This window comes from Pseudomonas sp. PDM18 (assembly GCF_014852585.1).
In the GTDB taxonomy this organism is placed as follows: domain Bacteria; phylum Pseudomonadota; class Gammaproteobacteria; order Pseudomonadales; family Pseudomonadaceae; genus Pseudomonas.
Genome location: NZ_JACVBX010000001.1, coordinates 944,034 through 968,979, shown reverse-complemented (window position 1 = coordinate 968,979; position 24,946 = coordinate 944,034). Strand labels below are relative to the sequence as shown.

Annotated in this window: 26 protein-coding genes; 18 read left to right on the top strand and 8 right to left on the bottom strand. The window is 66.0% G+C overall.

Going from position 1 to position 24,946, the window contains the following annotated elements; genetic code table 11:
- Nucleotides 1–5: 5 nt before the first annotated feature.
- Nucleotides 6–2,300, top strand: coding sequence for a Fe(2+) transporter permease subunit FeoB (gene feoB, locus IB274_RS04720; RefSeq protein ID WP_192430862.1), 2,295 nt, complete (start codon nucleotides 6–8; stop codon nucleotides 2,298–2,300).
- The gene (locus IB274_RS04715) at nucleotides 2,300–2,569 is read left to right on the top strand and encodes a FeoC-like transcriptional regulator (RefSeq protein ID WP_192430861.1); all 270 of its coding nucleotides are present in this window, start codon (nucleotides 2,300–2,302) and stop codon (nucleotides 2,567–2,569) included. The genes feoB and IB274_RS04715 overlap by 1 nt, the downstream gene beginning before the upstream one ends.
- A gap of 197 nt (nucleotides 2,570–2,766) precedes the next feature.
- Here the strand turns inward: IB274_RS04715 and IB274_RS04710 are convergent, their stop codons facing one another.
- From IB274_RS04710 to IB274_RS04700, 3 genes are read right to left on the bottom strand one after another with little or no spacing between them, the layout of a single operon-like run.
- Nucleotides 2,767–3,816, bottom strand: coding sequence for an alkene reductase (locus IB274_RS04710; RefSeq protein WP_192430860.1), 1,050 nt, complete (start codon nucleotides 3,814–3,816; stop codon nucleotides 2,767–2,769).
- Nucleotides 3,817–3,845: 29 nt separating this feature from the next.
- Entirely contained in the window at nucleotides 3,846–5,009 is a 1,164-nt protein-coding gene (locus tag IB274_RS04705; RefSeq protein ID WP_192430859.1) for an MFS transporter, read from the bottom strand.
- Nucleotides 5,010–5,055: 46 nt separating this feature from the next.
- Nucleotides 5,056–5,385 carry an ArsR/SmtB family transcription factor gene (locus tag IB274_RS04700; protein WP_138215930.1) on the bottom strand — a complete coding sequence of 110 codons (330 nt, stop codon included), beginning with the start codon at nucleotides 5,383–5,385 and terminating at the stop codon, nucleotides 5,056–5,058.
- A gap of 385 nt (nucleotides 5,386–5,770) precedes the next feature.
- Here IB274_RS04700 and IB274_RS04695 point away from each other — a divergent pair, with 385 nt between their 5' ends.
- Nucleotides 5,771–6,364, top strand: coding sequence for an ACP phosphodiesterase (locus IB274_RS04695; RefSeq protein WP_192430858.1), 594 nt, complete (start codon nucleotides 5,771–5,773; stop codon nucleotides 6,362–6,364).
- A gap of 75 nt (nucleotides 6,365–6,439) precedes the next feature.
- Nucleotides 6,440–7,300 (top strand): universal stress protein, encoded by an 861-nt coding sequence (locus IB274_RS04690; protein ID WP_225614634.1) that lies wholly within the window; start codon nucleotides 6,440–6,442, stop codon nucleotides 7,298–7,300.
- Between the two features lie 161 nt (nucleotides 7,301–7,461).
- Here IB274_RS04690 and IB274_RS04685 read toward each other — a convergent pair whose 3' ends face one another.
- Nucleotides 7,462–8,229 (bottom strand): lysophospholipid acyltransferase family protein, encoded by a 768-nt coding sequence (locus IB274_RS04685; protein WP_192430857.1) that lies wholly within the window; start codon nucleotides 8,227–8,229, stop codon nucleotides 7,462–7,464.
- Nucleotides 8,229–8,984 carry an L-ornithine N(alpha)-acyltransferase gene (gene olsB, locus IB274_RS04680; RefSeq protein ID WP_192430856.1) on the bottom strand — a complete coding sequence of 252 codons (756 nt, stop codon included), beginning with the start codon at nucleotides 8,982–8,984 and terminating at the stop codon, nucleotides 8,229–8,231. Before olsB ends, IB274_RS04685 begins: the two co-directional genes overlap by 1 nt.
- 148 nt (nucleotides 8,985–9,132) lie before the next feature.
- Between olsB and IB274_RS04675 the strand changes: the two genes are divergently transcribed.
- The 5 genes from IB274_RS04675 to IB274_RS04655 all read left to right on the top strand — a co-directional run bounded on the left by IB274_RS04675 (nucleotide 9,133) and on the right by IB274_RS04655 (nucleotide 13,179).
- A complete protein-coding gene (locus tag IB274_RS04675; RefSeq protein ID WP_192430855.1) occupies nucleotides 9,133–10,029 on the top strand; it encodes an acyl-CoA dehydrogenase in 897 nt (298 codons plus the stop codon).
- A gap of 105 nt (nucleotides 10,030–10,134) precedes the next feature.
- Entirely contained in the window at nucleotides 10,135–10,920 is a 786-nt protein-coding gene (locus tag IB274_RS04670; RefSeq protein WP_192430854.1) for an MBL fold metallo-hydrolase, read from the top strand.
- Nucleotides 10,921–11,064: 144 nt separating this feature from the next.
- Nucleotides 11,065–12,192 carry a serine hydrolase domain-containing protein gene (locus IB274_RS04665; protein ID WP_192430853.1) on the top strand — a complete coding sequence of 376 codons (1,128 nt, stop codon included), beginning with the start codon at nucleotides 11,065–11,067 and terminating at the stop codon, nucleotides 12,190–12,192.
- On the top strand, nucleotides 12,189–12,536 hold the full coding sequence (locus tag IB274_RS04660; protein ID WP_081516354.1) for an amidase: 348 nt from the start codon (nucleotides 12,189–12,191) through the stop codon (nucleotides 12,534–12,536). The genes IB274_RS04665 and IB274_RS04660 overlap by 4 nt, the downstream gene beginning before the upstream one ends.
- A 43-nt stretch (nucleotides 12,537–12,579) precedes the next feature.
- Nucleotides 12,580–13,179, top strand: a complete 600-nt coding sequence (locus IB274_RS04655) for a YceI family protein (RefSeq protein WP_192430852.1) — start codon at nucleotides 12,580–12,582, stop codon at nucleotides 13,177–13,179.
- 637 nt (nucleotides 13,180–13,816) lie between these two features.
- Here IB274_RS04655 and IB274_RS04650 read toward each other — a convergent pair.
- Nucleotides 13,817–15,316, bottom strand: a complete 1,500-nt coding sequence (locus IB274_RS04650; protein WP_192430851.1) for an MFS transporter — start codon at nucleotides 15,314–15,316, stop codon at nucleotides 13,817–13,819.
- A 109-nt stretch (nucleotides 15,317–15,425) separates the two neighbouring features.
- On the opposite strand from IB274_RS04650, the gene IB274_RS04645 reads away from it, so the two are divergent.
- The 5 genes from IB274_RS04645 (at nucleotide 15,426) to IB274_RS04625 (ending at nucleotide 20,271) form a co-directional block, all read left to right on the top strand.
- Nucleotides 15,426–16,331 carry a LysR family transcriptional regulator gene (locus tag IB274_RS04645; protein WP_192430850.1) on the top strand — a complete coding sequence of 302 codons (906 nt, stop codon included), beginning with the start codon at nucleotides 15,426–15,428 and terminating at the stop codon, nucleotides 16,329–16,331.
- Between the two features lie 112 nt (nucleotides 16,332–16,443).
- Complete coding sequence (locus tag IB274_RS04640) at nucleotides 16,444–17,019, top strand: YceI family protein (protein ID WP_192430849.1); 576 nt, start codon at nucleotides 16,444–16,446, stop codon at nucleotides 17,017–17,019.
- Nucleotides 17,016–18,173, top strand: a complete 1,158-nt coding sequence (locus tag IB274_RS04635) for a phospholipase D-like domain-containing protein (protein WP_192430848.1) — start codon at nucleotides 17,016–17,018, stop codon at nucleotides 18,171–18,173. Before IB274_RS04640 ends, IB274_RS04635 begins: the two co-directional genes overlap by 4 nt.
- A 60-nt stretch (nucleotides 18,174–18,233) precedes the next feature.
- On the top strand, nucleotides 18,234–19,523 hold the full coding sequence (locus IB274_RS04630; RefSeq protein ID WP_318652849.1) for an acyltransferase: 1,290 nt from the start codon (nucleotides 18,234–18,236) through the stop codon (nucleotides 19,521–19,523).
- Nucleotides 19,524–19,683: 160 nt separating this feature from the next.
- Nucleotides 19,684–20,271 carry a GNAT family acetyltransferase gene (locus tag IB274_RS04625; RefSeq protein WP_192430928.1) on the top strand — a complete coding sequence of 196 codons (588 nt, stop codon included), beginning with the start codon at nucleotides 19,684–19,686 and terminating at the stop codon, nucleotides 20,269–20,271.
- A gap of 7 nt (nucleotides 20,272–20,278) precedes the next feature.
- Here IB274_RS04625 and IB274_RS04620 read toward each other — a convergent pair whose 3' ends face one another.
- Nucleotides 20,279–20,566, bottom strand: a complete 288-nt coding sequence (locus tag IB274_RS04620; RefSeq protein ID WP_192430846.1) for a type II toxin-antitoxin system RelE/ParE family toxin — start codon at nucleotides 20,564–20,566, stop codon at nucleotides 20,279–20,281.
- Nucleotides 20,557–20,826 (bottom strand): CopG family ribbon-helix-helix protein, encoded by a 270-nt coding sequence (locus tag IB274_RS04615; RefSeq protein WP_225614633.1) that lies wholly within the window; start codon nucleotides 20,824–20,826, stop codon nucleotides 20,557–20,559. The genes IB274_RS04620 and IB274_RS04615 overlap by 10 nt, the downstream gene beginning before the upstream one ends.
- A 187-nt stretch (nucleotides 20,827–21,013) precedes the next feature.
- Between IB274_RS04615 and IB274_RS04610 the strand changes: the two genes are divergently transcribed.
- The 4 genes from IB274_RS04610 (at nucleotide 21,014) to IB274_RS04595 (ending at nucleotide 24,915) form a co-directional block, all read left to right on the top strand.
- Nucleotides 21,014–21,592 carry a DUF2846 domain-containing protein gene (locus IB274_RS04610; protein ID WP_192430844.1) on the top strand — a complete coding sequence of 193 codons (579 nt, stop codon included), beginning with the start codon at nucleotides 21,014–21,016 and terminating at the stop codon, nucleotides 21,590–21,592.
- A 329-nt stretch (nucleotides 21,593–21,921) separates the two neighbouring features.
- The gene (fae, locus tag IB274_RS04605) at nucleotides 21,922–22,434 is read left to right on the top strand and encodes a formaldehyde-activating enzyme (protein WP_192430843.1); all 513 of its coding nucleotides are present in this window, start codon (nucleotides 21,922–21,924) and stop codon (nucleotides 22,432–22,434) included.
- A 10-nt stretch (nucleotides 22,435–22,444) separates the two neighbouring features.
- A complete protein-coding gene (locus IB274_RS04600; RefSeq protein WP_192430842.1) occupies nucleotides 22,445–23,479 on the top strand; it encodes an aldo/keto reductase in 1,035 nt (344 codons plus the stop codon).
- On the top strand, nucleotides 23,476–24,915 hold the full coding sequence (locus tag IB274_RS04595; protein ID WP_192430841.1) for an NAD-dependent succinate-semialdehyde dehydrogenase: 1,440 nt from the start codon (nucleotides 23,476–23,478) through the stop codon (nucleotides 24,913–24,915). The genes IB274_RS04600 and IB274_RS04595 overlap by 4 nt, the downstream gene beginning before the upstream one ends.
- The last annotated feature ends 31 nt before the right edge of the window (nucleotides 24,916–24,946 follow it).

The following is a 24,946-nucleotide window of genomic DNA, read 5'->3' as shown; positions in this document are numbered from 1 at the left end:
CCAGCATGGACGAACTGCGCATCGGCCTGATCGGCAACCCCAACGCGGGCAAGACCACCCTGTTCAACCAGCTCACCGGCTCGCGCCAGCGCGTCGGCAACTGGGCCGGCGTCACCGTGGAGCGCAAGGAAGGCAGCTTCCGCACCGCGCGCCACAATGTGCGCCTGGTGGACCTCCCCGGCACCTACTCGCTGACCACGTTGTCGACCCAGGCCTCGCTGGACGAGCAGATCGCACGGCGCTGTATCGTCGATGGCGAGGTGGACATGCTGGTCAACGTGGTGGACGCCACCAACCTGGAACGCAACCTCTACCTCACCGTGCAACTGCGCGAGATGGGGTTGCCCTGCGTGGTGGCGCTGAACATGCTCGACATCGCCCGCACCCAGGGCCTGAACATCGACCGCGAGGCGCTGTCGCGTGAGCTGGGTTGCCCGGTGGTGCCGCTGGTCTCGACCCGTGGCGAAGGCATAGACGCGCTGAAGGACGCCCTCGATAGCGTCACTGATCAGCCGCCGCTGAACGTGCCGTATCCCGCCGCGCTACACAATGTCGTCACGCAGTTGCTGCCCGCCGATGCACCGCCGACCCAGGCCTGGATGGCCCTGCTGGCGCTCGAAGGCGACCTGCACAGCGCCCGTCAACTCGAGCTCGACCCGGCGAGCCTGCTGGCGGCGCGCGATGCAATCCGCTGCGCCTGCGGTGAGGACCCGGAACTGCTGCTGGTGGACGCGCGCTACCGGCTGATCGGCGAACTCTGCGAGCGCGCCAGCAATCACCGCCAGGCCGCGCCGCATCGCCTGACCCAGCTGCTGGACAGCATCGCGCTGAACCGCTGGCTGGGCATCCCGGTGTTCCTCTTCGTGATGTACCTGATGTTCTTCTTCGCCATCACCCTGGGCGGCGCGCTGCAGCCGATCTTCGATCAGGGCTCCTCGGCACTCTTCATCGATGGCATCCAATGGCTGGGTGCCCGAGGCGGCGCGCCGGACTGGCTGACCGCGCTGCTCGCCCAGGGGCTGGGCGGTGGCATCAACGCGGTGCTGCCGCTGATCCCGCAGATCGGCCTGATGTACCTGTTCCTCGCCCTGCTCGAAGACTCCGGCTACATGGCCCGCGCGGCCTTCGTCATGGACCGCCTGATGCAGGCCCTCGGCCTGCCGGGCAAGTCCTTCGTGCCGCTGATCGTCGGCTTCGGCTGCAACGTACCGTCGATCATGGGCACCCGCACCCTGGACAACCCGCGCGAGCGCCTGATGACCTCGATAATGGCGCCGTTCATGTCCTGCGGTGCGCGGCTGGCGATCTTCGCCGTGTTCGCCGCAGCCTTCTTCGGCCAGAACGGCGCGCTGGCTATCTTCTCGCTGTACCTGCTGGGCATCGTCGTGGCAGTGCTCACCGGCCTGCTGCTCAAGCACACGCTGATGCGTGGCGAGGCCTCGCCCTTCGTCATGGAGCTGCCGCTGTACCACGTGCCGCACCTGCGCAGCCTGCTGCTGCAGACCTGGATGCGCCTGCGCGCCTTCGTGGTCCGCGCGGGGACCGTGATCATCCTGGTCAGCCTGGTGATCGGCGGCCTCAACAGCGTCACCCTTGACGGCCGCCCGGTGCAGGGCGACATCGCCGACTCGGCGCTGGCCAGCCTCAGCCACAAGGTCACGCCGCTGCTCAAACCCATGGGCGTACACGAGGACAACTGGCAGGCCACGGTCGGCCTAGTCACCGGCGCGCTGGCCAAGGAAGTGGTGGTCGGCACCTTGAACACCCTGTACACCGCCGAGCACATCCAGGGCGAAGCCTTCGATGCCGACGGCTACGACCTCTGGGGCCAGCTCAAGCAGGCCGGCGCGGATACCCTGGATGGCCTGCGTGACTCGTTCAGCCTCAGCGTGCTGGCCAACCCGGTCGCCGCGAGCATGGCCGATGGCGAGATGGAGGAGGGCTCCATGGGCACCTTCGCCGCCAAGTTCGGCAGCCCGCTGGCCGCGTACGCCTACCTGGTGTTCGTGCTGCTCTACGTGCCCTGCGTGGCGACCCTCGGTGCGCTGACTCGCGAGAGCGGCCGTGGCTGGATGACCTTCGCGGTGTTCTGGGGCCTCAATGTCGCCTACTCCCTGGCGACCCTGTGCTACCAGGTCTTCAGCTTCGCCGAACATCCGCAATACAGCACCGTGGCCATCGGCCTGGTGCTGGCGTTCAACCTGGTGCTGTTCCTGATACTGCGCTGGGTCGGTCGGCGCGGCCTGGAGTTGGACGGCGAGCGGGAGCTGCGCCCAACATCCGCAGGGAGCTGCCACTGATGGCCACGGCAATTGCGGTGCGCAACCTGCTCGGCGAGATGGGCGAGGCGGATGTACCGACCCTGGCCCAGCGCCTCGGCGCCTCGAAGGCTCTGCTCGAAGCACTGCTGGAGCGCCTCCTGGCGATGGGCGTGGTGGAAAAGGTCGAGCCCGAGCCAGCTGCGTGCGGGAGCTGCAAGGATTGCGCGGAGGCGACGCGGTGTTCGACCACTGGGTATCGGTTGGCGGGGCGAACCGTGGCCGTCCCGCTGCGCTGGAGCAATGCGTAGGGCGCATAACCCGGCACGGGTTATCCGCCACAACGGCGGCTTTTCGCAGGAGCGAGCTTGCTCGCGAACAGGCTCAGTCGCGATGCCGGGCGGTTCGCGAGCAAGCTCGCTCCTACAGGTCGGCTGCGGATTTTCAGGACAACAAAAAGGGCGCCTTCGAATGAAGGCGCCCTTTTCATTGGCGCTGGAACCCGCCGTTACAGGCGCGGGTAGTCCAGGTAGCCGACCGGGCCCTTGCCGTAGAAGGTTTCCGGGTGCGGTTCGTTCCAGGCGGCGCCTTTTTTCAGGCGGGTCACCAGGTCCGGGTTGGCGATAAACGGAATGCCGAAGGCCACTGCGTCAGCCTTACCACTTTCCAGCCACTCGTTGGCGCTGTCCTTGGTGAAGCGTTCGTTGGCGATGTACACACCACCGAAGATTTCCTTCAGTTTCGGGCCGATGCTGTCGTCGCCTGCCTTCTCGCGGGTGCAGATGAACGCCACGCCGCGCTTGCCCAGCTCGCGGGCTACGTAGCCGAAGGTGGCCAGCGGATCGGCGTCGCCCATGTCGTGCGAGTCCATGCGCGGGGCCAGGTGCACGCCGACGCGGCCGGCGCCCCAGACGCCGATGGCGGCGTCGGTGACTTCCAGCAGCAGCCGTGCACGGTTCTCGATGGAGCCGCCGTACTGGTCGGTGCGCTGGTTGGTGCTGCTCTGCAGGAACTGGTCGAGCAGGTAGCCGTTGGCGCCGTGGATTTCCACGCCGTCGAAACCGGCGGCCTTGGCGTTCTCGGCACCGATGCGGTAAGCCTCGACGATGTCGGCGATCTCTTCGGTGTCCAGGGCGCGCGGGGTGACGAATTCCTTGATCGGACGCACCAGGCTGACGTGGCCGGCGGGCTTGATGGCGCTCGGCGCTACCGGCAGTTCACCGTTCAGGTACAGCGGGTCGGAGATGCGGCCCACGTGCCACAGCTGCAGCATGATGCGGCCGCCGTTGGCGTGTACGGCCTTGGTGATGTTGGTCCAGCCACGCACCTGGTCGTCGGACCAGATGCCGGGGGTGTCCGGGTAGCCCACGCCCATCGGGGTCACCGAGGTGGCCTCGCTGAGGATCAGGCCGGCGTCGGCGCGCTGGGTGTAGTACTCGGCCATCAGCGCGTTGGGCACACGGCCTTCGTCGGCGCGGCAGCGGGTCAGCGGGGCCATGACGATGCGGTTGGGCAGTTCCAGGTCACCGATGACGATGGGGTCGAAAAGCGTGGTCATTGCGTTACTCCGGGGCGTGAGGGGGAGGATCAGTCGAGGACGGGTTGGGTTTGGTTGGGCTTGCCGCTGAAGGCGATCATCACCGCGATCAGCGCGAGTACGGAGAGCACGGCGCCGGCCAGGGGCACGCGGGTTAGGCCCAGGCCGTGGTCGATGACGCTGCCGCCGACCCAGGCGCCGATGGCGTTGCCGACGTTGAAGGCGCCGATGTTCAGGGTGGCGACGAGGTTCGGCGCGGCGCCGCCGACGCGCACCACGTTGACCTGCAGGGCGGGCACCGCGGCGAAGGCGGCTGCGGCCCAGATGAACAAGGTGATTTCGGCCGGGATCAGCGCGGCGCTGGTCCAGCTCAGGACGGTGGAGACCACTGCCATGGTGGCGAACACGCCGGCCAGGGTGGTGCCCAGGCGCCAGTCGGCGAGGCGGCCGCCGAGGATGTTGCCCAGGGTCAGGCCGAGGCCGATCAGTACCAGGCTCCAGGTAATGCCGCGCGGCGAGACCTGAGTGACTTCGCCCAGCAGCGGCGCGACGTAGGTGAACAGGGCGAAAACGGCCGCGGCGAACAGCACGGTGGTGCCCAGCGCCAGCCACAGCTGGCCGTTGCGCAGCGCGGCGACTTCCTTGCGCATGTCCACGGCTTCTTCATCGTGTTTCCTGGGCAGCACGCTCCACAGGCCGATCAGCGCGAACACCCCGATCAGGGTCACCGCCCAGAACGGCGAGCGCCAGCCGGCGATCTGCCCCAGGGCGGTGCCGGCCGGTACGCCGAGCACGTTGGCCAGGGTCAGGCCGGTGAACATCAGGGCCACGGCGGAAGCCTTGCGGTTGGCTGGCACCAGGCTGGCGGCGACCACCGAACCGATGCCGAAGAAGGCGCCGTGGCACAGGGCGGTGATGATCCGCGCCAGCATCAGCAGGCCGTAGTTGGCGGCCACCGCGCAGAGCAGGTTGCCGAGGATGAAGATGCCCATGAGCATCAGCAGCGCGGTCTTGCGCGGCAGGCGGGCGGTGAGCAGGGCCATGATCGGCGCGCCGATGGCGACGCTGAAGGCATAGCCGCTGACCAGCCAGCCGGCGGCGGGAATGGTCACGGAGAGGTCGCCCGCAACCTCGGGCAACAGGCCCATGATCACGAATTCCGTGGTGCCGATGGCAAACGCGGACAAAGCGAGGACGAGAAGCGAAGTGGGCATGTGCCTGCTCCTGGAGAGTGGAATTGTCTTGGCTGGCAGTAGCCGGTTACAGCGCTTCGCTCAGGTGGCGAACAAAGGCCTGGATGGTCTCTTCATTGCGTTTGAAGAAGTTCCACTGGCCGACTTTTCGACTGGTCACCAGGCCCGCGCGCTGGAGGGTGGCCAGATGCGCGGAGACGGTGGATTGCGACAGGCCGGTGCGCTGGTCGAACTTGCCGGCGCAGACGCCGATCTCGAAGGATTGGTGTTCCTGCTCGACGAAGAACTGCTCTGGGTCCTTGAGCCAGTGCAGCATGTCGCGCCGCACCGGGTGGGCCAGGGCCTTGAAGATTTCTTCGAGGTCGATGTCAGGATCGAGATGGGTTTGTTCAGTCATGGGGCACATCGGTATATCGCGTTGAGACGAACTATATATCGGTCAAAAACGATATGAATTCGTTTGGGGCGATAGTAATGATCACTCCCGATGATATTACCCGGGTGGCCCCGTCCCTGAAGGCGTGGATTCCTGCCGCGAAATCCTTGTAGGGCGCATAACCCGGAACGGGTTATGCGCCAATGGTCCCGCGGCGGATAACGCTGCGCGTCATGCGCCCTGCGGCCTATCCGCGAGAGACGTCCAGCGCGTTGCAGCCTGCTTTTGTAGGAACGAGCTTGCTCGCGAACCTCCCGGCGCCGAAGCGTAACCTGTTCGCGAGCAAGGACTGGGCGTCCCCCTCGGTCCTACAGGTCCGCACCGGTTCCGCGCTAAGCTGATCGGCATGAACTACCTCGCACACCTCCACCTGGGCGGCGACCGGCCCGCCCAACTGCTTGGCAGCCTCTATGGCGACTTCGTCAAGGGACCGCTGGCCGGCCAGTGGCCCGCCGAGATCGAGGCGGGCATCCGCCTGCACCGGCGCATCGACGCCTTCACCGACAGTCACGCCTTGATACACAGTGCCAAGACGCGCTTCCCCAGTGAGCGACGGCGCATGGCCGGCGTGCTTCTGGACGTGTTCTTCGACCATTGCCTGGCCCGCGACTGGGGGCGTTTCTCCGGCGAGCCGCTGGAGCACTTCACCCAACGGGTCTACGGTGTACTGGGCCGCACGCCCGGCCTGCCGGAGCGTCTGGCGCGCATTGCACCGTGCATGGCAGCGCAGGACTGGCTTGGCAGTTATCGCGAGTTCGAGGTACTGCAGGACGTGGTCGCCGGGATGTCCCGCCGCCTGTCCCGGCCGTCCCTGCTGGACGGCGCCTGGGATGAACTGGATCGTCTGTACGAACCGTTGAGCAGCGATTTCCGCGATTTCTATCCCGAATTGCAGGCTTTCGTCAGAAATCTGCCAAATGTGATGGGCGGTCCGACCTGACTTGATATGTGTCAACCGCCCGACGGCCCATCGCGTGTGCAATAGACACATCTGAAGGACGACGAGAGGAGCAGCATGATGAAGTCGTTAATGGTCGCAACGGATCTGTCCGGCCGTTCCGAAAAGGCTTTGCACCGTGCGGCAGCGCTGGCCAAGCGCTACGCCTGTCCCTGGACCGTGCTCTACGTGGTTGATGAAGACCAGCCCTCGGCGCTGGTCGAGCAGGAGCTTACCCAGGTGCGCCTGATGCTCGAGGCGCGGCTGGTGGAACTCACCGAATTGGGCGGCACCTGTCCGAAACTGCTGGTGGAGCGCGGCGATCCGAATCAGCGGATCCTCGCCGCGGCGAAGCAGCAGGACTGCGAGATGCTGGTGATGGGCGCGCACCGCAAGAGCGTGCTGCGCGACATCTTCGTCGGCACCACGGTCGAGCGAGTGCTGCGCGCCGGGCAACTGCCGGTGCTGGTGGTCAACCAGCCGGCCGGCGGCCAGTACCGCGATCTGTTGATCGCCCTCGATACCTCGCCGGCCTCGGCCCATGCGGTGGAAGTGGCCGATGAGCTGGGCCTGCTCGAAGGTGCCGTGCGCCGGGGCGTCTACGCCTTCAGCCCGCTGGCCAAGGGCATGATGCAGTACTCCGGAGTGAGCGAGGAACGCATCGACGAATTCGTCGGCAGCGAATCCCGCCAGGCGGTGGACGAGCTGAAGAAGTTCCTCCACGAGCGCCATCTGGAAGAACGCATCGACGAACAACTGGTGGCCGTCGGGCTGCCGGGCAACGTGTTGCAGCGGATGGTCGACAAGCATCGGCCCGATCTGCTGGTCATGGGTACTCGGGGTATGGGTGGGATCAAGCGTGCCCTGATCGGCAGTGTTGCCGACTACGCTCTGCGCGAACTGGATTGTGACATCCTGGTCGTGCCGCCGGAGGCTTGAGCCACCGGCGCCTGGAGACTGTTTTCAGGTTGCATCGGGCGGCTCGAGGGTGCCGCCCGGCGCAGTTTGAAAGCCGTTTCGTCAGAGTGGGAACCCGTCGGCCGTAGGTTACGGCGGGCTCCAAACCATCTCCTTACTCCCTGCCGCTTTCCAGGCAGGCTTCAGGCCGCGATGGCCGATTCTTCCTGAGCCTCACACACCACTGCGTGGATCGCGGCGTGCGCCTGCTTGGCCAGCAGGTTGCGGTCCTGGTGCGCGCTGGACAGCGCCGGCAGCAGGTGAATTTCCACGACGCCCCGGTCATGGTCGAACAGGCGTTTCAGGTGGCTGACCAGATCGTCATCACCAATGAACGGCGCCAGTTCGCACGCCCGGTCGTTGCGGCGGTAGCGCAGCGCTACCGGCTGCACCGGCACGCCGGCTTCGATGGCGCTGGCCATCAGGCGGCCATGGAAAGTGCGCAGGCCCTGACCGTCGGTGGTGGTGCCTTCGGGGAAGACTAGCAGCGAACGACCGCGCGACAGGTGCGTGGCCAGCTGTGCGTTGATCATCCGCGCATCACCCGAGCCACGGCGAATGAACAGCGTGCCGGCCTTCTCCGCCAGCCAGCCGGCCACCGGCCACTGGCGCACTTCGGCCTTGGACAGGAAAGTCAGCGGCAGCAGCCCGCCCAGCAGCGGAATATCGACCCACGACACATGGTTGGAGACCCACAGCATCGGCTGCGTGGGCAGCTCGCCGTGCACCTGTAGTTCGAAGGGCAGGGCACCAGACAGGCGTGCTAGGAACCAGCGCGTCAGGCGCTGACGCAGGGGCATACGGTCGCCAGGCAGGCGCTCCAGCAGGCTGACGAAGCTGGCCAGCGCGAGGCCCACCAGCAGCAATGACAGCAGGCGGGCGACGCGCAGCCAGGCGCGCAGGCTGCGCATCAGACCGCGGCCTTGAAGTGGCGGGCGTAGCGCGGGCAGAGCTCGTCGCGCTTGAGCAGGATGAACACGTCGGCAACGCCGAAGTCCGGGTCCCAGCAGGGTTCGCCGCAGATCTTCGCGCCCAGGCGCATGTAGGCCTTGAGCAACGGCGGCAGCTCGGCGGTGAGGTTGTCCGGCACGTCCATCGGCGGCAGCGGGGTCTTCGGCTCGGCGCGCAGGTTTTGCTGGCACAGGTAGCGGTCGCGCAGGCGCTGCATCACGGCGCGGGCCTGGATGCCGCCGTCGCGCATGGGAATGCTGGCGCAGCCCATCAGGTAGCGGTAGCCGCCTTCGTTGAGCACTTCGGCCAGCTCGCTCCAGAGCACGGCGATGGTGCCGCCGTTGCGGTAGTCCGGGTCGACGCAGGTGCGGCCGATTTCCAGCACCGGCCCTTGCAGGTCGCCCAGGCCGTCGAGGGCGAATTCCTCTTCGCTGTAGAAGCGGCCCAGGCGCTGCGCGGCGCGGTGGTCGAGCAGGCGGGTGGTGGCCACCAGCGCGCCGGTATTCAGGTCGCGCACGCCGATGTGGGCGCAGTGGCGGTCGTAGTCGTCCATGTCCAGCCCCTGGTCCGCGCCCTTGAGCTGGGCATCGAACTCGCTGCTGAACACGCGGTAACGCAGGGCCTGGGCTTCGCGCAGGGCGCGGGCGCCGCGCAGACGCACGGCCTTGAGACGGCGTTCTGCCGGGGTGTCACAGGAGAGGGCGATCTGACTCATGCGAGTGCCTCCGTGAACCGGCCATGCGGGTTGCGGCCGGTCGGCTTTGTTGTGCAAGCTCAGGCTAGGAATGACCGGTGTCACGCCCATGACGGTGCGGTGATGCTTGTATGACAAGAACGACGACCTCGAAGGAAGGAGCGCCGCGATGCCCTGGAAATGCCTGCTCGGCCCGCAGGACCGGTTACCGTCCGGCCTGGCCCTGGACGACTGGTACGCCGAATTGCTCACCCGCGCAGAGTGCGCCGGCAGCTTCGAACTGGCAGTGCTCGGTGGCCGTCTGGCGACTTCGCCGGGGTTGGCTTTTCTTGCCGGCTACCAGGCGGCGCTGCGCGCTCTCTGGCCGGCTGCCCCGCGGAGTCTCGGAGCGTTGTGTGTGACCGAGAAGAAGAGCGTGCGCCCCGCCGACTTGCAGACGCGCCTCGAAGGCCTGGTGCTGCACGGGCGCAAGGACTTCGCCACCGCCGCCGACAGCGCCGCCTGGTGGCTGGTCGCTGCGCGCGATGAGGAAGAGGGCGAGCCGCCGCGCATCGCCATGACCGTGGTGCTGGCCGGCGCCCCCGGCGCGAAGCTCGAAGCGCTGCCGGCCCTGCCGCTGATGCCCGATATCCCCCATGCCCGCCTGCTGCTCGATGGGGCCCATTGCGAGCGCCTGCCCGGCGATGGCTGGGAGGCTTACAGCAAACCTTTCCGCACCCTGGAAGACACCCATGTGCTGGCTGCAGTCTGCGCCTGGCTCTATGGCCTGGCCGTGGAACACCGATGGCCGGCGGAGCTGAGTCTGCGCCTCACCGGCGTACTTGCCGGTTGCGCCGAAGTCAGCCGGCAGCCCGCCTCGCCGCCGGAAACCCATCTGCTGCTGGCCGGTGTGTTCAGCCAGTTCGAAAGCCTCGCCGCGGCGCTGGATACCGCGTTCGCCTCCGGTGCTGCGGAGCTGGCCGCGGTATGGAAGCGGGACAAGGGCGTGCTTGCCATTGCCGGCTCCGCGCGGGCCAAACGCCTGGAGAAAGCGAGGGTGGCAATAGGCCTTGACCCACGTCAGTGAGGGCTCGGGGAGGGGACGTTAGCCTTACAGAAGTTTCTGAGATACCTAGAAATTTCCGCAGGGCTACCCACTGTTTTCCCTCCCACTGCTTTAGGAAATCCCCTCATGCGACGCGAACCCATCGTGCTGTTCGACGACGGTAAACATCAATGCCTGTGTTTCGACGATCTGGTCAGCGGCGACGGTGTGCAATCCAACCAGTTCCTCATCGTCGACCACGATAAGCGCCTGCTGCTCGATCCGGGCGGCGACCTGACCTACACCCCGTTGTCGCTGGAACTCTCCAAGCTGTTCCCGCTCCAGGACCTGGACTATATCTTCGCCTCGCACCAGGACCCGGACATCATCGCCGCGCTGGACAAGTGGCTGCTGCACACCCGCGCCAAGGTCATCTGCTCCAAGCTCTGGGCGCGCTTCCTGCCGCACCTCACGGCCAGCTACCTGGCGGTCAGCCACGGCATTTCCACCTATGACCGCGTGATCCCGCTGCCGGACCGTGGCGAGTCGGTGCAACTGGGCCGCTGCCAACTGAAGATGATCCCCGCGCACTTCCTCCACTCGGTGGGCAACTTCCAGATCTACGACCCGATCAGCAAGATCCTCTTCTCCGGCGATATGGGCGCCTCCCTGGTGGACGACGCCAGCCCGGTGCAGGACTTCGCCGCCCACGTGCCTCACATGGAGGGCTTCCACCGCCGCTACATGGCCTCGAACAAGGTCGGCCGACTGTGGGCCAACATGGTCCGTGGCCTGGACATCGAGATGATCGTCCCGCAGCACGGCCGGCCCTTCGTGGGCAAGCCGATGATCACGGCATTCCTCGACTGGATCGCCGACCTGCAATGCGGCATGGATCTCATGGGGCCGGACGACTACCAGGTTCCGCGCTAGCGCGCTCGTGCTGACACGCTCCTGTTAACAAGCACGGCGCTGACCGATTGCGCCAATCGTCCTTGATTACGGCACGATCGGCGCTTAATCCGTCATCTTCACCGTGCTAGGGTGCGGGCCGACCTGATAACAAGAGGCCCGCCGATGCCCTTTGCCCCCTTCCGCCCAGCGCTGCGCGCGCTGGCGCTGGCCACCTGCCTGCTGAGCAGCCACGCCCACGGAGCCGAAACCTGGCCCGAGGCCGACTGGCCCCACGGCGCCATGCCCAGCGGCGCCGCCGTGCAGGCGTTCGAAAACTACGCCTTTCCTACCCGTGATGACGGCACCCGCAAGGGCGTGCGCACTGACGCCGTGGTCGTCATTCGCGACGGCCAGCTGATCTACGAGCGCTACGCCGGCCCGACACGCGCCGAGACTCCGCACTTGGCCTGGTCGATGAGCAAGAGCGTGATGGCCAGCGTCCTCGGCGTAGCCTTCGGCGAGGGCAAGTTCCAGCTCGACGATCCAGTGGCCAAGCATTATCCGGCCTTCGCCGACCACCCCGACATCAAGATGCGCGACCTGCTGCACTGGGCCTCAGGCCTGGCCTGGCAGGAAGAATATGAGTACGCGCCGGTGCGCTCCTCGGTGGTGGCGATGCTCTACACCCGCGGCCGCGATGACATGGCCAGGTTCACCGCCGGTTTCCCCGCCGATGCCGAACCGGGCAAGCGCTTCCGCTACTCCAGCGGCGACAGCAACGTGCTCTCCGCCACGCTCAAGCAGATGGTCGGCAAGGACTACGCCAACTACCCCTGGACCGCGCTGTTCGAGCCGCTGGGCATCCAGTCCGCCGTCTGGGAGCGTGACGCCAGCGGCACCTTCGTCGGCTCGTCCTACGCCTACATGACCGCCCGCGACCTCGCGCGCATCGGCCTGCTGATGGAGCGCGACGGGCGCTGGAAGGATCGCCAGTTGCTGCCGCAGGACTGGCTGAAATTCGTCCTCGCGCCATTCCCCGAGTACCAGCCCGATCCGAAGAAGCCCAATGAGGCAGTGCCCGGCGGCCAGTGGTGGCTCAACCGCCCGGTGGCCGGTGCGCCCGCGCCCTGGCCGGATGCGCCCGAGGACACCTTCGCCGCCCTCGGCCACTGGGGCCAGGCGCTGTACGTGATCCCCGAGCAGAAGCTGGTGATCGTTCGCTACGCCGACGACCGCGACGGCAGCTACCAGCACGACACCTTCCTCAAGCTTGCCCAGGCGGCCTTCGCCCACGGGGAGGTGCAGCCATGATCCGCCGCCATCCGATCCTCACCGCCCTGGTCCTTCTGTTGCTCGCGTTGGTGACCACGGCCTGGCAGAACCGCATCCATCTCGCCGCCTTCCCCGGCATCATCGGCGCCTATACCGCCAAGGAGTACTGCTCCTGCCGCTACGTTATGGGGAACTCGGCGGACTATTGCCGGGCCTATACCAAACAGTACGTGCCGACCAGCGCCTTCCTCGACGACGAAGCGCGCAAGCGGGTGACCGCCCGCGGCCTGGGCAGTACGCAGACAGCCGCCTGGCTCAGTGCGCGCGAGGGATGCCAACTGATGCCCCAGGCGGACGATTTGCCCGAATCGGGCAGCCACTGACGGGCGCGCTCCACGGAGCGGGGCGACCCGCTTCGGAGGATCAATGCATTCTTTTGTAACAGGAGCTGTATGCGCGTTGCTGGTGCTGGCCAGCCCCCTGGCCCTGGCCGAATGGCAACTGGACGGCGACACCTCGCGGATCAGCTTCGTCTCGGTCAAGCGCGGCAAGATGGCAGAAGTGCAGCGTTTCGACCGCCTTTCTGGGCAGATCGACGACAAGGGCGCGGTGCGCGTGGTGGTGCCGCTGGAGTCCATCGACAGCGGCCTGGCGCTGCGCGACGAGCGCATGCGAAATGCCTTCTTCGAGATCGAGCGCTTCCCCGAGGCGATCATCAGCAGCCAGCTGGACCTCAGCCGTTACGAGGACCTGCAGGTCGGCCAGTCGCGCCAGGAAACCATCGACTTCAACCTCGACCTGCACGGCCAGCAGCGCCGACTGAAGTCCGAGGTGCTGGTCAGCCGCCCCAGTGAGAGCCGCATCGAAGTGACGACCATGGAGCCGCTGGTGCTCAAGCTGATCGACTTCGACCTGGAGGAGAAGCTGGAGCCGCTCAAGGAGGTCGCCAATGTGCCGTCCATTACTCCGGAGGTGCCGGTGTTTGCGGTGTTGGGGTTCAGTCAGGTGATCAAGCAGGCGCCTTGATACGCACGCCGTGACCTTCCAGGAGCGGATCTTATCCGCGATCCGTCGGTATGGCCGGCGCCTTGTTTTGCTCCAATGTTGCTGCTTTGGTTTGGGCACTTCGGCGCCGCTACGGCGTGTGCGTGGACCTCGTGTTTCGCCCCCTCGGGCGAGTCCCTTTTGGCAAACGCCCCAAAAGGAACCAAAAGGTCTTGCCCCGGACATCCGGTTTTTCGCTTGGGGCGAAAAATACCCTCGTTGAAGCGAAGTTTAAGGGGCACGAACTAGGCGTCCCCCCACGAAGGGCCATCCCTGGCCCATCGCGGCTCTCGCGACATCCATGTCGCTCAACCCCTGAAACTCCGCTTCAACGAGGCCTCCTGAACGGGGCGTTCGGAGTGCCGCTGAGGTTTATCTGGAAGTCTGCCAGAGCCAGAGCCAGAGCCATGCCGACATATATGGCTCTTCGTAGGAGCGAGCTTGCTCGCGAGCCGCACGGCACAGCGTCAACCGCAAAAAACAGCTGGCCTCAAGCCCGCGCCTCAATCGCCGGCACGTCGGGCTGGAAGCGAAACCCGGACCACCACGCTGCAACTGGAAGCGCCGATAACCACGAAGGTGAGCAGCAGGATAGTTTTCATGGCGACTTTCCTTTCATTCAGGATTGGACAGCCTCCAGTCTAGGCCGCTCCGTCCGATGCACACCGAAGGTCAGGAAGCTGCCCACCGCGAACAGCCAGGCGCTGATGCCGCCGTAGCCGAGTACCCAGCCAAACCCTTGAACCAGTGCGGCGCGGGCAGCGTCCGGATCGTCCGTGCCCAACCGGCCGCTGGCGATGCTCGCCGCCAGGGGCAGCTTCTCGCCACCCTCTGCGCCGTTCAGAGCTGCCGCGACGCCGGAGAGCAGGATCAGCCCCATCACCGCAATGTTGATCGCCAGGGAGATCATCCGCACGCTCATGTCGATGCCCGAGGCCATGCCGGCGCGAGCGGCCGGGACGGCGGCGGTGGAGGTGTTGGTCACCGTGGTGTTGGTCAGGCCCAGGCCGATGCCGGCCAGCACGCAGCCGGGCAGCAGGGTCAGCCAGCTGGCGTGGTCCACGCTGCAGCCCCAGAGCATCAGGAAGAAGCCGGCGCCGATCACGAACATCCCGCCGGGGATCACCCAGCCGGGCTGGAAACGGTGCGCCAGGCGCTCGGCGATCGGCGGCACCACCAGCGTCGGCAGGGTGTAGGCGAGCAGCGACCAGCCGGCCTTCACGTCGTCGTAGCCGAGCACGCCGTGGTAGTAGACCGGCAGGTAGATCATCAGCGGCCAGAAGCTGACGTTCATTCCCGCCGAGGCGAAGATCGCGCCGGAGAAAGCGCGGATGCGCAGCACCGAGAAGTCGAACATCGGGTGGGCGACGCGGCGCTCGATCAGAACGAAGGCGATCAGGCTGGCGAAACTGAACAGCAGGATTGCCAGCGCGGCCGGGCTGGCGAAGCCCATCTCGGCGCCCTGGGTGATGTAGAACACCGTGCCGAGCACCGCCAGCGACAGCGTGAGCATGCCGCCGACATCCAACTGCTCGGCGTCCGGATCGCGCGATTCCACCGCGCCGTACTGCGCCAGCGCCAAGGTGAGCAGGGCGAGCGGGCCGTGGACCAGGAACACCCACTGCCAGCTGGCGAGGGCGACGATGGCGCTGCCGACGATCGGCCCAAAGCCCAGGCCGATGCCGAACACCACGCCCCAGGCAGCGAAGGCGCGCACGCGTTCTGCCGGGTCGCTGAACTGGCTGGTGAGCACGGCCACCTGGCAGATCAGCATCACCCCGCCGGCGGCGCCCTGCAGGAAGCGCCCGGCGATCATGGTCGGCATGTCGCCCGCCAGTCCGCAGAGCAGCGAGGTCAGGCCGAACAGCGCCAGGCTGATGACGAACAGACGCTTGCGGCCGAAGCGGTCGGCCAGGGTGCCGGCGGCCATCAGTACGCTGGTGACGGCGATGGTGTAGGCGTTCATCACCCATTGCAGGTCTTGGAAGTCGCCGTGCAGCACGCGCTCCAGCGCCGGCAGGCTGGCCGGTACGCTGGAGATTTCCAGGCCGAACATCATCGAGGACAGGCACACCGCCGCCAGGGCGATGAGGTTTCTGGGGTTGTGCTGGGCAGTCATGGGAGTGGGCTCCGTTTGGCGAGCCACCATTGTCGAAAAGAACAGGGTTCCCCATTGACTCCATTTGGTCCCATCATTGGGTCTCTTCAGGAATCAACTGAGCAGGCCGATGGATGACCGATTCGATGGCATCGCCACCTTCGTCCAGGTGGTGGATGCCGGCAGCTTCGCCCTTGCGGCGGAGCGCCTGAACCTCACGCGTTCGGCGGTGGGCAAGGCCATCGCCCGGCTGGAGGCACGCCTGGGGGTGCGCCTGCTACAACGCACCACGCGCAGCCAGAACCTCACTGACGACGGCCAGGTGTTCTACGACAGTTGCGTGCGTGCGCTGGCCGAGCTGGACGCCGCGCACACCGCGCTGGAAGGCGGGCGCATGGAGCCGCGTGGGCGCCTGCGGGTCAGCGTGCCGATCTCCTTTGGTCACCTCTGCGTGGCGCCGCTGATGCTGGCGCTGGCGCGGCAGTATCCGTCGCTGAAGATCGACCTGTCGTTCACCGACCGCCGCGTCGACCTGGTGGAGGAGGGCTTCGACCTGGCCGTGCGCATCGGGCCGCTGGGCGACAGTGCCACGCTCGCGGCACGCAAGCTGGGCGTGCAGTACACCAGCATCGGCGCGGCGCCTTCCTACATCGCGCAATACGGCATGCCCGAGGAGCTGGACGATCTGGTCGGCCACTCGGCCATCAGCTATTCCGTCGCGGGCGTAACCTCCCCTTGGGACCTGCGCGACGACGACGGCCGGGTGAAACGCATCGACATCGATCCGCAACTGAGCATGGACGACCTTCAGGCCATTACCGCCGCCGCCGTGGCCGGCTTCGGCCTGGCGCGTCTGCCGTCCTGGTTGCTGGCCCGGCACGTGAAGCTGGGCGAACTGGTGGTGGTGAAGGGGCGCTGCAACCTGCCGCCGCTGGATATCCACGCGGTGTGGCCCAAGACCCGCTACATGCCTTCGAAGATCCGCTGCGCTATCGATGCGCTGGTGGCCGGAATTCCCGCGCTGCTCGCCGACTGAACCATTGGCGCCCATGTTTGCCCAATGGGCTCGCCGGTCGGCTGGTTTGCAAGCCGACGGCGGGCCGCTATCGTTGGCCGTTGATCCATCCGTTTTCCATGTAAGGGATTTCATGCGCTCGCTGTTCGCCTTCCTCTTCGCGGCCTGCTTCGCCGCTTCCGCCCAGGCTGCCTGGTACCTCGACTACGAGTCCTCGCGGCTGACCTTCGTCACCACCAAGAACGCCGATATCGCCGAGGTGAACCGCTTCCTGGTGATGCACGGCAAGGTGGAGGAGCAGGGCCAGGTGGAACTGCGCATCGAGATGGATTCCCTGAGCACCGGCATCCCGCTGCGCGATGAACGTGTGCGCGACAAGCTGTTCGATACGGAGAAATTCCCCGAGGCGCGTATCACCTCGACCATCGACCTGCGCCCCGTTACCGATCTCGCCAACGGCGTGCAGCTGGAGACGCGCCTGCCGCTGCGCCTGGAATTGAATGGCCAGGTGAAGGACTACCGCACCGATGTGCTGATCACCCGCCTGGACGAGCATCGCTTCCAGGTGGTGACCCTCTCGCCGCTGGTGATCAACGCCGCTGACTTCGGCCTTGCGCCGGGCGTGGCGCAGCTGCGCAAACTGGCCGGGCTCAAGAGCATCGGCCTGTCGGTGCCGGTGGGCGCCGTGCTGATCTTCGCCTCCCGGTGAGCGGACCGATCTTCCCCTGGCGGACGGGCAACCGTTTCGCCCTGCTCTGCGATGGCGAGCGCTTCTTCCCGCGCATGTTCGAAGCCATCGACAGTGCGCAGCGGCAGATTGAGCTGGAGCTTTATCTGGTGGAAAGCGGCAGCTGCGCCGAGGCGCTGCTGGATCGCTTGCTGGCTGCGCGCTCGCGCGGCGTGAAGGTGCGTTGCCTGTTCGACGCCTTCGGCAGCCTGAAACTCTCCAGTTCCTGGACGCGCCAACTGCGGGAGGCGGGCGGCGAGCTGCGCCACTACAACCCGCTGAACTGGAAGGCCGGCATCCGCAACCTATACCGCGACCACCGCAAGCTGCTGCTGGTGGACGAACGCATCGCCTATGTCGGCGGCACCGGCGCCACCGATGAGTTCTGGTCCGCGCGGGAGAACCGCAGCGACTGGCATGAAGTGATGGTCGAGATGACCGGCCACATCGTTGCCGACTGGCAACGGCTATTCGAGCGGCAGTGGAATGCCTGCCTTGGCGTGCGCGCCTGGAAGCCCCGCGAGGAAGTCCTGCTGACCCGCCTGCCGCCGATCCCCAACTACGGCGAAGGTCTGGCGCGGGTCGCCTATGCCGACGCCGGTCAGCACCGCGACATTCTCCAGGCGCTGGTGCGCTCGCTACGTGGCGCGCACCAGCGCGTGTGGCTGGCGACGCCGTATTTCCTGCCGACCTGGAAAGTCCGCCGCGCCTTGCGCAAGGCCGCCCAGCGTGGCGTCGATGTGCGCCTGCTGCTTACCGGGCGCCTCACCGATCATGCGCCCGTGCGCTACGCGGGCCAGCGCTATTACCCGAGCCTGCTGCGCGCCGGGGTGAAGATCTTCGAGTACCAGCCGCGTTTCCTTCATCTGAAGATGGTACTGGTCGATGACTGGGTCAGCGTCGGCTCGTGCAACTTCGATCATTGGAACCTTCGGTTCAATCTGGAGGCCAATGTAGAAGCGTTCGATCCGCCATTCACCGCGGCGGTGGCCGACTGCCTGGCCGCCGATTTCGCACAGAGCCGCGAGATCGACCTGGGCTTCTGGCGCGCGCGCCCCTGGTGGAAGCGCCTGCGCGAGCGCCTGTGGGGCTCGCTGGACCGATTGGTGGTGAACTTCCTCGACCGCCGCCGCTGATGTCGTTGTGGTTCGTCCAGCTGTCGTTCGCCTACCTGGAAGGAGAGAAGCGTGGAGAACATACAAAAAAAGGAGCGTTTCATCGGGCTGGAGTGGCTGCGCTTCCTGATGGGCCTCTACGTGGTGATCTATCACACGCTGCACAGCTACCCGGCGGAGCAGAAGTTCGCCGGCCTCGATGACCTCACCGCGTTGGGCTTCTTCGCCACCAGCACCTTCTTCGTGCTCTCCGGCTTCCTGCTCTGCCACGTCTACGTCACCGACGGGCAGCTGCGCGAGAGCCCGCGCAGCTTCTTCACCAAGCGCCTGTCCAACCTCTACCCGCTGCATATCTTCTCGATCCTGCTGACCATCGCCGTGCTGCTGGTGGTGAGCGGGTTGGGCATCGGCCCGGACCTCGACCAGGCGACGCCGCGCTTCGTCATCTATGACACCAACGAAGCCATCGGGCGGCTGCAGCCGGAGCTGTTCCACCACTGGATGAGCGACCGCGAACTGCTGTTCAACAGCATCCTCCAACTCACCATGCTGCAGGCCTGGAACCCGTATTACCTGACCTTCAACGCGCCGCTCTGGTCGCTGTCGACGCTGTTCTTCTTCTACCTCTGCTTCCCCTTCGTCGCCCCACGCCTGGCACGCCTGACGAACAAGTGGCGTTGGCTGCTGGCGCTGTGGGGGCTCTACCTGATTCCGCCGATCCTGGTGGTCGCCAGCGAGCAGTACGGCATGCCCTGGACCGGCCTGCTGCACCGCAACCCGCTGCTGCGTTTGCCGGAGTTCCTCAGCGGCATCCTCGCCTACGGGCTGTTCCGCGAGTACAAGGGTGCCGGCCGCCTGCCGGGACGCGGGATGCTGGTGGCGATGGGCGCTTTCGTGCTGGCCAATTTCCTCGTCGCCGATTACCTCTACACCCACGGCGCCAAGTACTGGTACTTCCTGCTGCATAACGGCCTGCTGCTCCCGGCGCAGCTGGTGCTTGTGTACATGAGCGCCTTGCCGCGCGAGCCGCAGAGCAGCCTGGTCCGCCACTGGTCGCCACGTCTGGGGGCGGCGTCGCTGTCGCTGTTCGCCTTGCATGTGCCGCTGTTCACCCTGTTCTCGCGCACCGAGAAGCTGATTCGCGCACCGGGAGACTGCCTGGCGGACTGGGCCTTCTGCGTGGAGTCGGCAACGCACCAGCAACTGTCGCTGTGGCTGTACCCGCTGTTCCTGCTGTTCATGGTCACCAGTTGCGTGCTGGTACAGGAGCGCTGCGTGGTGCCTGTGCGCAAATGGCTGGTGCGTCACCTGCTGCCGGTTCCGCCCACAACACCGCCGGCCACACGACGACGGGTGGTGACGGAGTCCTGAGTCGTCTTCGTCGGCCCTCCCCGCGAACTGCCTTGAAACCTGGCGCGCAGGGAGACCCTTCTGTCGCAGCCGGAACCTCGGCAGGCTTCGCGGCGCATGCTAGGTTTCGACATCGCTGCCACCTTGCCGGTGGCGGCACCTGCGGACTCCCACCATGCCCCTGGATATCCGTCTGCTCAGCGGCGACGCTCTTCGCCCGTTCATCGATGATCTGGCGCGACTGCGCATCAGCGTGTTCCGCGAGTATCCGTACCTCTTCGACGGCAGCCCGGAGTACGAAGCCGGGTACCTCGCCAGCCATGTGCGCTCGGCCTGGAGCCTGTGCGTGCTGGTGATCGATGAAGGCCGGGTGGTCGGGGCCTCGACCGGGCTGCCGTTGCTGGACGAGGCCGAGGCTTTCCAGCAGCCGTTCCTGGCGCAAGGCTGGAATCCGGAGCGAATCTTCTATCTTGGCGAGTCGGTGGTTCTGCCCCAGTACCGCAGCGCTGATCTCGACCGGCGCTTCTTCGAGGAGCGCGAGCGCTTTGCGCGTGGCCTGGATCGCTTCGACTGGTGTGCGTTCTGCGCCCTTCGGCGGCCGCCGGAGCATTCCGCGCGCCCTGCCAGCTACCGCTCGCCGGACGCCTTCTGGCTGCAGCAGGGTTTCACTCCGCAACCCTCCCTGCAGACCGAATACCACTGGCGCGATATCGGCGAGCAACAGGAGACTGCCAAGTCGCTGATGTTCTGGCTCAAGGATCTGAGTTGATACGGGTTCAGTAGCCGGCTTCGCGCTGGTGGCGGATGGCGAGGATCACCAGGGTTTCACCGTCGATGCGGTAGCGGGCGAGGTAACCGCTGTCGCCGAAATCGATCGGCCATTCGCGAAAGGTCACCGGCAGATCATCGATCAGCCGGCCTATCTGCGGATACGCGGCGAGGGCCTGGGTGGCTTCGATGATGACCCGGCCGGGGCGGCTTGCGGCGGCAGGGTTGGTTTCCCGCAGGAAACGCCGCAGACGTTCGAGGTCGCGCAGTGCTGCAGGTGCGTAGATCACTCGCATTTCGGAGTGTCTTGTTCGTCCTCAGCGCCCCAGCTGTTCAGCCAGTTCTCCACGGCCTCCGCGGTGACGTGCTGACCGGTTGCCTGGAACTCCTCCCACGCCTGCTCGGTTTCCTTCTTCAGCTTTTCGCGCTGCTCTTCGCGCACCACGTACTGGCCGATGGCTTCGCGAATGATCCAGTGCGGCGAGCGCTGGCGCAGCTCGGCCAGTTCGCGGATTCGGGCGAGCATTTCCTCGTCGAGTTTGACCGAAGTGGCCATGTTCACACCTCTTACTAAAAGGTAATACCGGATAATACTTCGCTTGCCTGGGAACAGTGTCAAACAGGAAGGGGTAGGCGGGGGCGAGGGCGCCGGTAACTGTGATGCCGTAGACCCGGACTTTCGACGGGTGGCAAGGCGCGAAGCGCTGGTTATGCTCCGGGGATAACCATAAGAGGGACTTTCCATGCTCCGAGTGGCCCTGTGCGCCTTTCTCCTGATGCTCGCTGGTTGCAGCTCGCCCGGCGCGTTCTTCGGCGCGGTGGACGGGCCGCCTTTCGGCGCGTTGCCCGCAGATGCGCAGCAGGCCACGGTGTACATCTACCGGCCGCAGAACCAGTGGTCCGACGAAGAGCTGGAGGCGCCGGGCCTGTTCATCAACAACGAACTGATCGGCAGCCTGCCGAGCAACGGCTACTTCGCCCTGAGCTTCGCCCCCGGCAGTTATCCGCTGCAGATGCGCCGCCCGTTGCTGGGCAGCTTCTGGACCTACTTCGCCGGCGGCAGCCTGGACTTCACTCTGATCGCCGGCTTCACCCTGGAAGCCCGCGCTGGCGAGGTCTACTACCTGCGCTACGACGAGACCCACACGCCGCCCAAGTACGAACACACCGCCGGCCAGGGCGCCGGCCCGCTGCAACTGGTGGGCAAGGAGCTGGGCTCGCGGGAAATCCCCGCCACCCGGCAGGTCCAGGAGCCGGTGAGCATTGCCGCCAGCGGCAAGGAAGTGGAAGGGCCGGGCTTCTTCGAGCGCATCGGGCTCTGAGATTCATCGCGCTCTGCAGTTATGAGGGCAAGTCATAACTCCTTGAGTTTTTGTGGTTACCGGGCCGCTCGGGCCCGGTGCTAAAAATCGTCGCACCAGCTCATCGACAACAACAAAGAGCGACGCGACATGATCACCTGCCTGTTTTCCCCGCCCTCGATCCGTCCTCCGTTTTCCGGCCTGTCCGGTGCCTTCGCGCACCCGTCCGACTCGCCCGTCGATTCCTGATCCCCCTTCCGCTTTCCCCCGGCGCCACTGCGCCGGTTTTGCCACGGGCCGCGCAAGCAGGCCCGGGCTTTCTTACACCCCACGGTTCCATGAGGTACCCCATGAAAAAGCTCGACCTGTACATCGGTGAAGGTTTCGAAGGCCCCGGCGTCAATGCCGCGCACATCAACATCCTGCTCGGCCCGCGCAGCGGACCGGCCGGCCAAGCCTTCTCCAACAGCCTTTCCTCGCCCAGTCAGGGGCACTGCCCATTCATGGTGATCGCGCAGCCGAACATTCCGGTCAAGCCAATGACCCTTTACGTGAACAAGGCCGAGATCAACGGCGATATGCACGCCAACGCCACCTGGGGCGCGTCCCAGGCGGGCATCGCCAAGGCCGTCACCGAGGCGCTGCTAGACGGCACGCTGCCGCCGGAAGCCGAGGACGAGTGGGCCATCGTCACCGCCAACTGGGTCAACCCCGGTTGCGACGACCTCGATGCCGTCTACCTGAACAACTACAACGCCTGCCGCACCGCGATCCGCGCGGCGCTGAGCTGCAAGCCCGAGCGCGCGCAGCTGGCCGACGTGGTCAACGCCATCGCCAACCCCTTCTACACCCCCAAGGCCTGAGGTCAGCAGCATGCAATACATCCGTCTCGGCAACTCCGGCCTGCAGGTGTCCAAGCTGTGCCTGGGCACCATGAACATGGGCACCCCGGACTGGAAACCGTGGATTTTCGATGAGGCCAGGAGCGAGCCGATCGTGAAGCATGCGCTGGATGCCGGCGTGAACTTCATCGATCTGGCCGACTTCTATTCCGCCGGCGTCGGCGAAGAAGTGGTCTGCCGCATCCTCAAGCGCCTGGTGCGTCGCGAGGACGTGGTGATCACCACCAAGGTCGGCTACGGCACCCGTCCCGGCATCAACGCCAGCGGCCATTCGCGCAAGCACATCATGGATGGCATCGATGCCTCCCTGAAGCGCATGGGCATGGATTACGTCGACATCTACATGCTGCACTTCTACGACGTGAACACCCCGGTGGAAGAGGTGATGGGCGCGCTGAACGACATCGTCCGCGCCGGTAAGGCCCGCTACATCGGCGTGTCCACCATGCTCACCGGCCAGCTGGCGAAGATCCTCATGGCCTGCGAGCGCAACGGCTGGGTCAAGCCGATCAACATGCAGCTGCAGCTCAACTGCGCCTACCGCGAGGAAGAGCGCGAGATGATCCCGTTCTGCCGCGACCAGGGCCTCGGCGTCTCGGTGTTCAGCCCGCTGGCGCGCGGCCTGCTAACCGGCGATGCGAACTCCACGCGCAACCAGACCGACTTCTTCACGCAGCAGATGTACGCCGACGAAGCCTCCTTCGAGATCGCCCGCTCCGTGCAGCGCGTGGCCCAGCGCCGCGGCGTGTCCAACGCGCAGATCGCCCAGGCTTGGGTCCTGCAGCATTCGGGCGTGGACTGCATGCTGGTCGGCGCCGACACCACCGCGCAGTTCGACAGCGCGCTGGCTGCACTGGAAACCCGTCTGGATGATGAGGAAATCCACGAGCTGGAGCGCAACTACACGCCCTGCGACGTGATCAACGACTACACCGCCGGCAAGCGCATCCTGCGTGCTGCCCGGCCCATGCGCGAAGCCTTCGCGCTGACGGAGGCGGTGGCATGAGCGAGCTGCTGAAGACCGGCCACTATATCGACGGCCAATGGGTGACCGGTGGCGCGACCTATCCGGTGCGCAACCCGGCCACCGGTGCGCTGATCGTCGAAGTCGCCCGTGGTGGCGCCGAGGAAACCAACGCCGCCATCGCCGCCGCCGAACGCGCATTGCCGGCCTGGCGCGCGTTGACTGCCAAGGAACGCAGCGCGCGCATCCGCCGCTGGGGCGAGCTGATGCTGCAGCGCCAGGACGATCTGGCGCGCCTGCTCAGTACCGAGCAGGGCAAGCCGCTGGCCGAGGCCAAGGGCGAAGTAGCCTATGCGGCGAGCTTCCTCGAGTGGTTCGCCGAGGAAGCCAAACGTGTCTACGGCGATGTGATCCCTTCGCACAAGGGTGATGCGCGCATCGTGGTCATCAAGCAGGCGATCGGCGTGGTCGCGGCGATCACTCCGTGGAACTTCCCTCTGGCGATGGTCACCCGCAAGGTCGGTCCGGCGTTGGCCGCCGGCTGCACGATGATTCTCAAGCCTTCGGAAGAAACCCCGCTGTCGGCCTTCGCCCTCGCGGTGCTGGCGGAAGAAGCGGGCATCCCGCCGGGCGTGTTCAACATCGTTTCTGGCAACGCCCCGGCCATCGGCGGCGCGCTGCAGGCATCGGGGGCGGTGCGCAAACTGTCGTTCACCGGCTCGACCCGCACCGGCAAGCTGCTGATGCGCCAGGCGGCGGAGACGCTGAAGAAGGTCTCGCTGGAGCTGGGCGGCAACGCCCCCTTCATCGTCTTCGATGACGCCGATATCGAGGCCGCCGTGCGCGGCGCCATGGCGTCGAAGTTCCGCAACACCGGACAGACCTGCGTGTGCGTGAATCGCTTCTACATCCAGGAGGGGGTGTACGAGGCTTTCGTTTCGCGCCTCACCGAAGCCGTGCGCGCCATGCGGGTGGGCAATGCGCTGGAAGGCGAGACCGAGCAGGGCCCACTGATCAACGAAGCGGCGCTGGCCAAGGTCGAGCAACACGTCGGTGACGCGGTGGAGAAGGGCGCACGGGTACTCTGTGGCGGTCGCCGCCATGCAATGGGTGGCACCTTCTACGAGCCCACCGTGCTGGCCGAAGCGAATCCGCAAATGCTCATCGCGAGTGAGGAAACCTTCGGCCCTGTCGCCGCCTGCTTCCGCTTCCGCGACGAGGCTGAAGTCCTGAATCTGGCGAACGACACGCCCTACGGCCTGTCCGCCTATTTCTACAGCCGCGACATCGGCCGCGTCTGGCGCATGGCCGAGGGGCTGGAGGCCGGCATGGTCGGCATCAACGAAGGAATCATCTCCACCGAGGTGGCGCCCTTTGGCGGCATCAAGGAGTCAGGCCTGGGCCGCGAAGGCTCGAAATACGGCATCGAGGACTACGTGGAGATCAAGTACCTGCTCATGGGCGGCCTGTCTGCCTGACGCGCCCCAAAGGCGTTCTGCCTCATCCGCC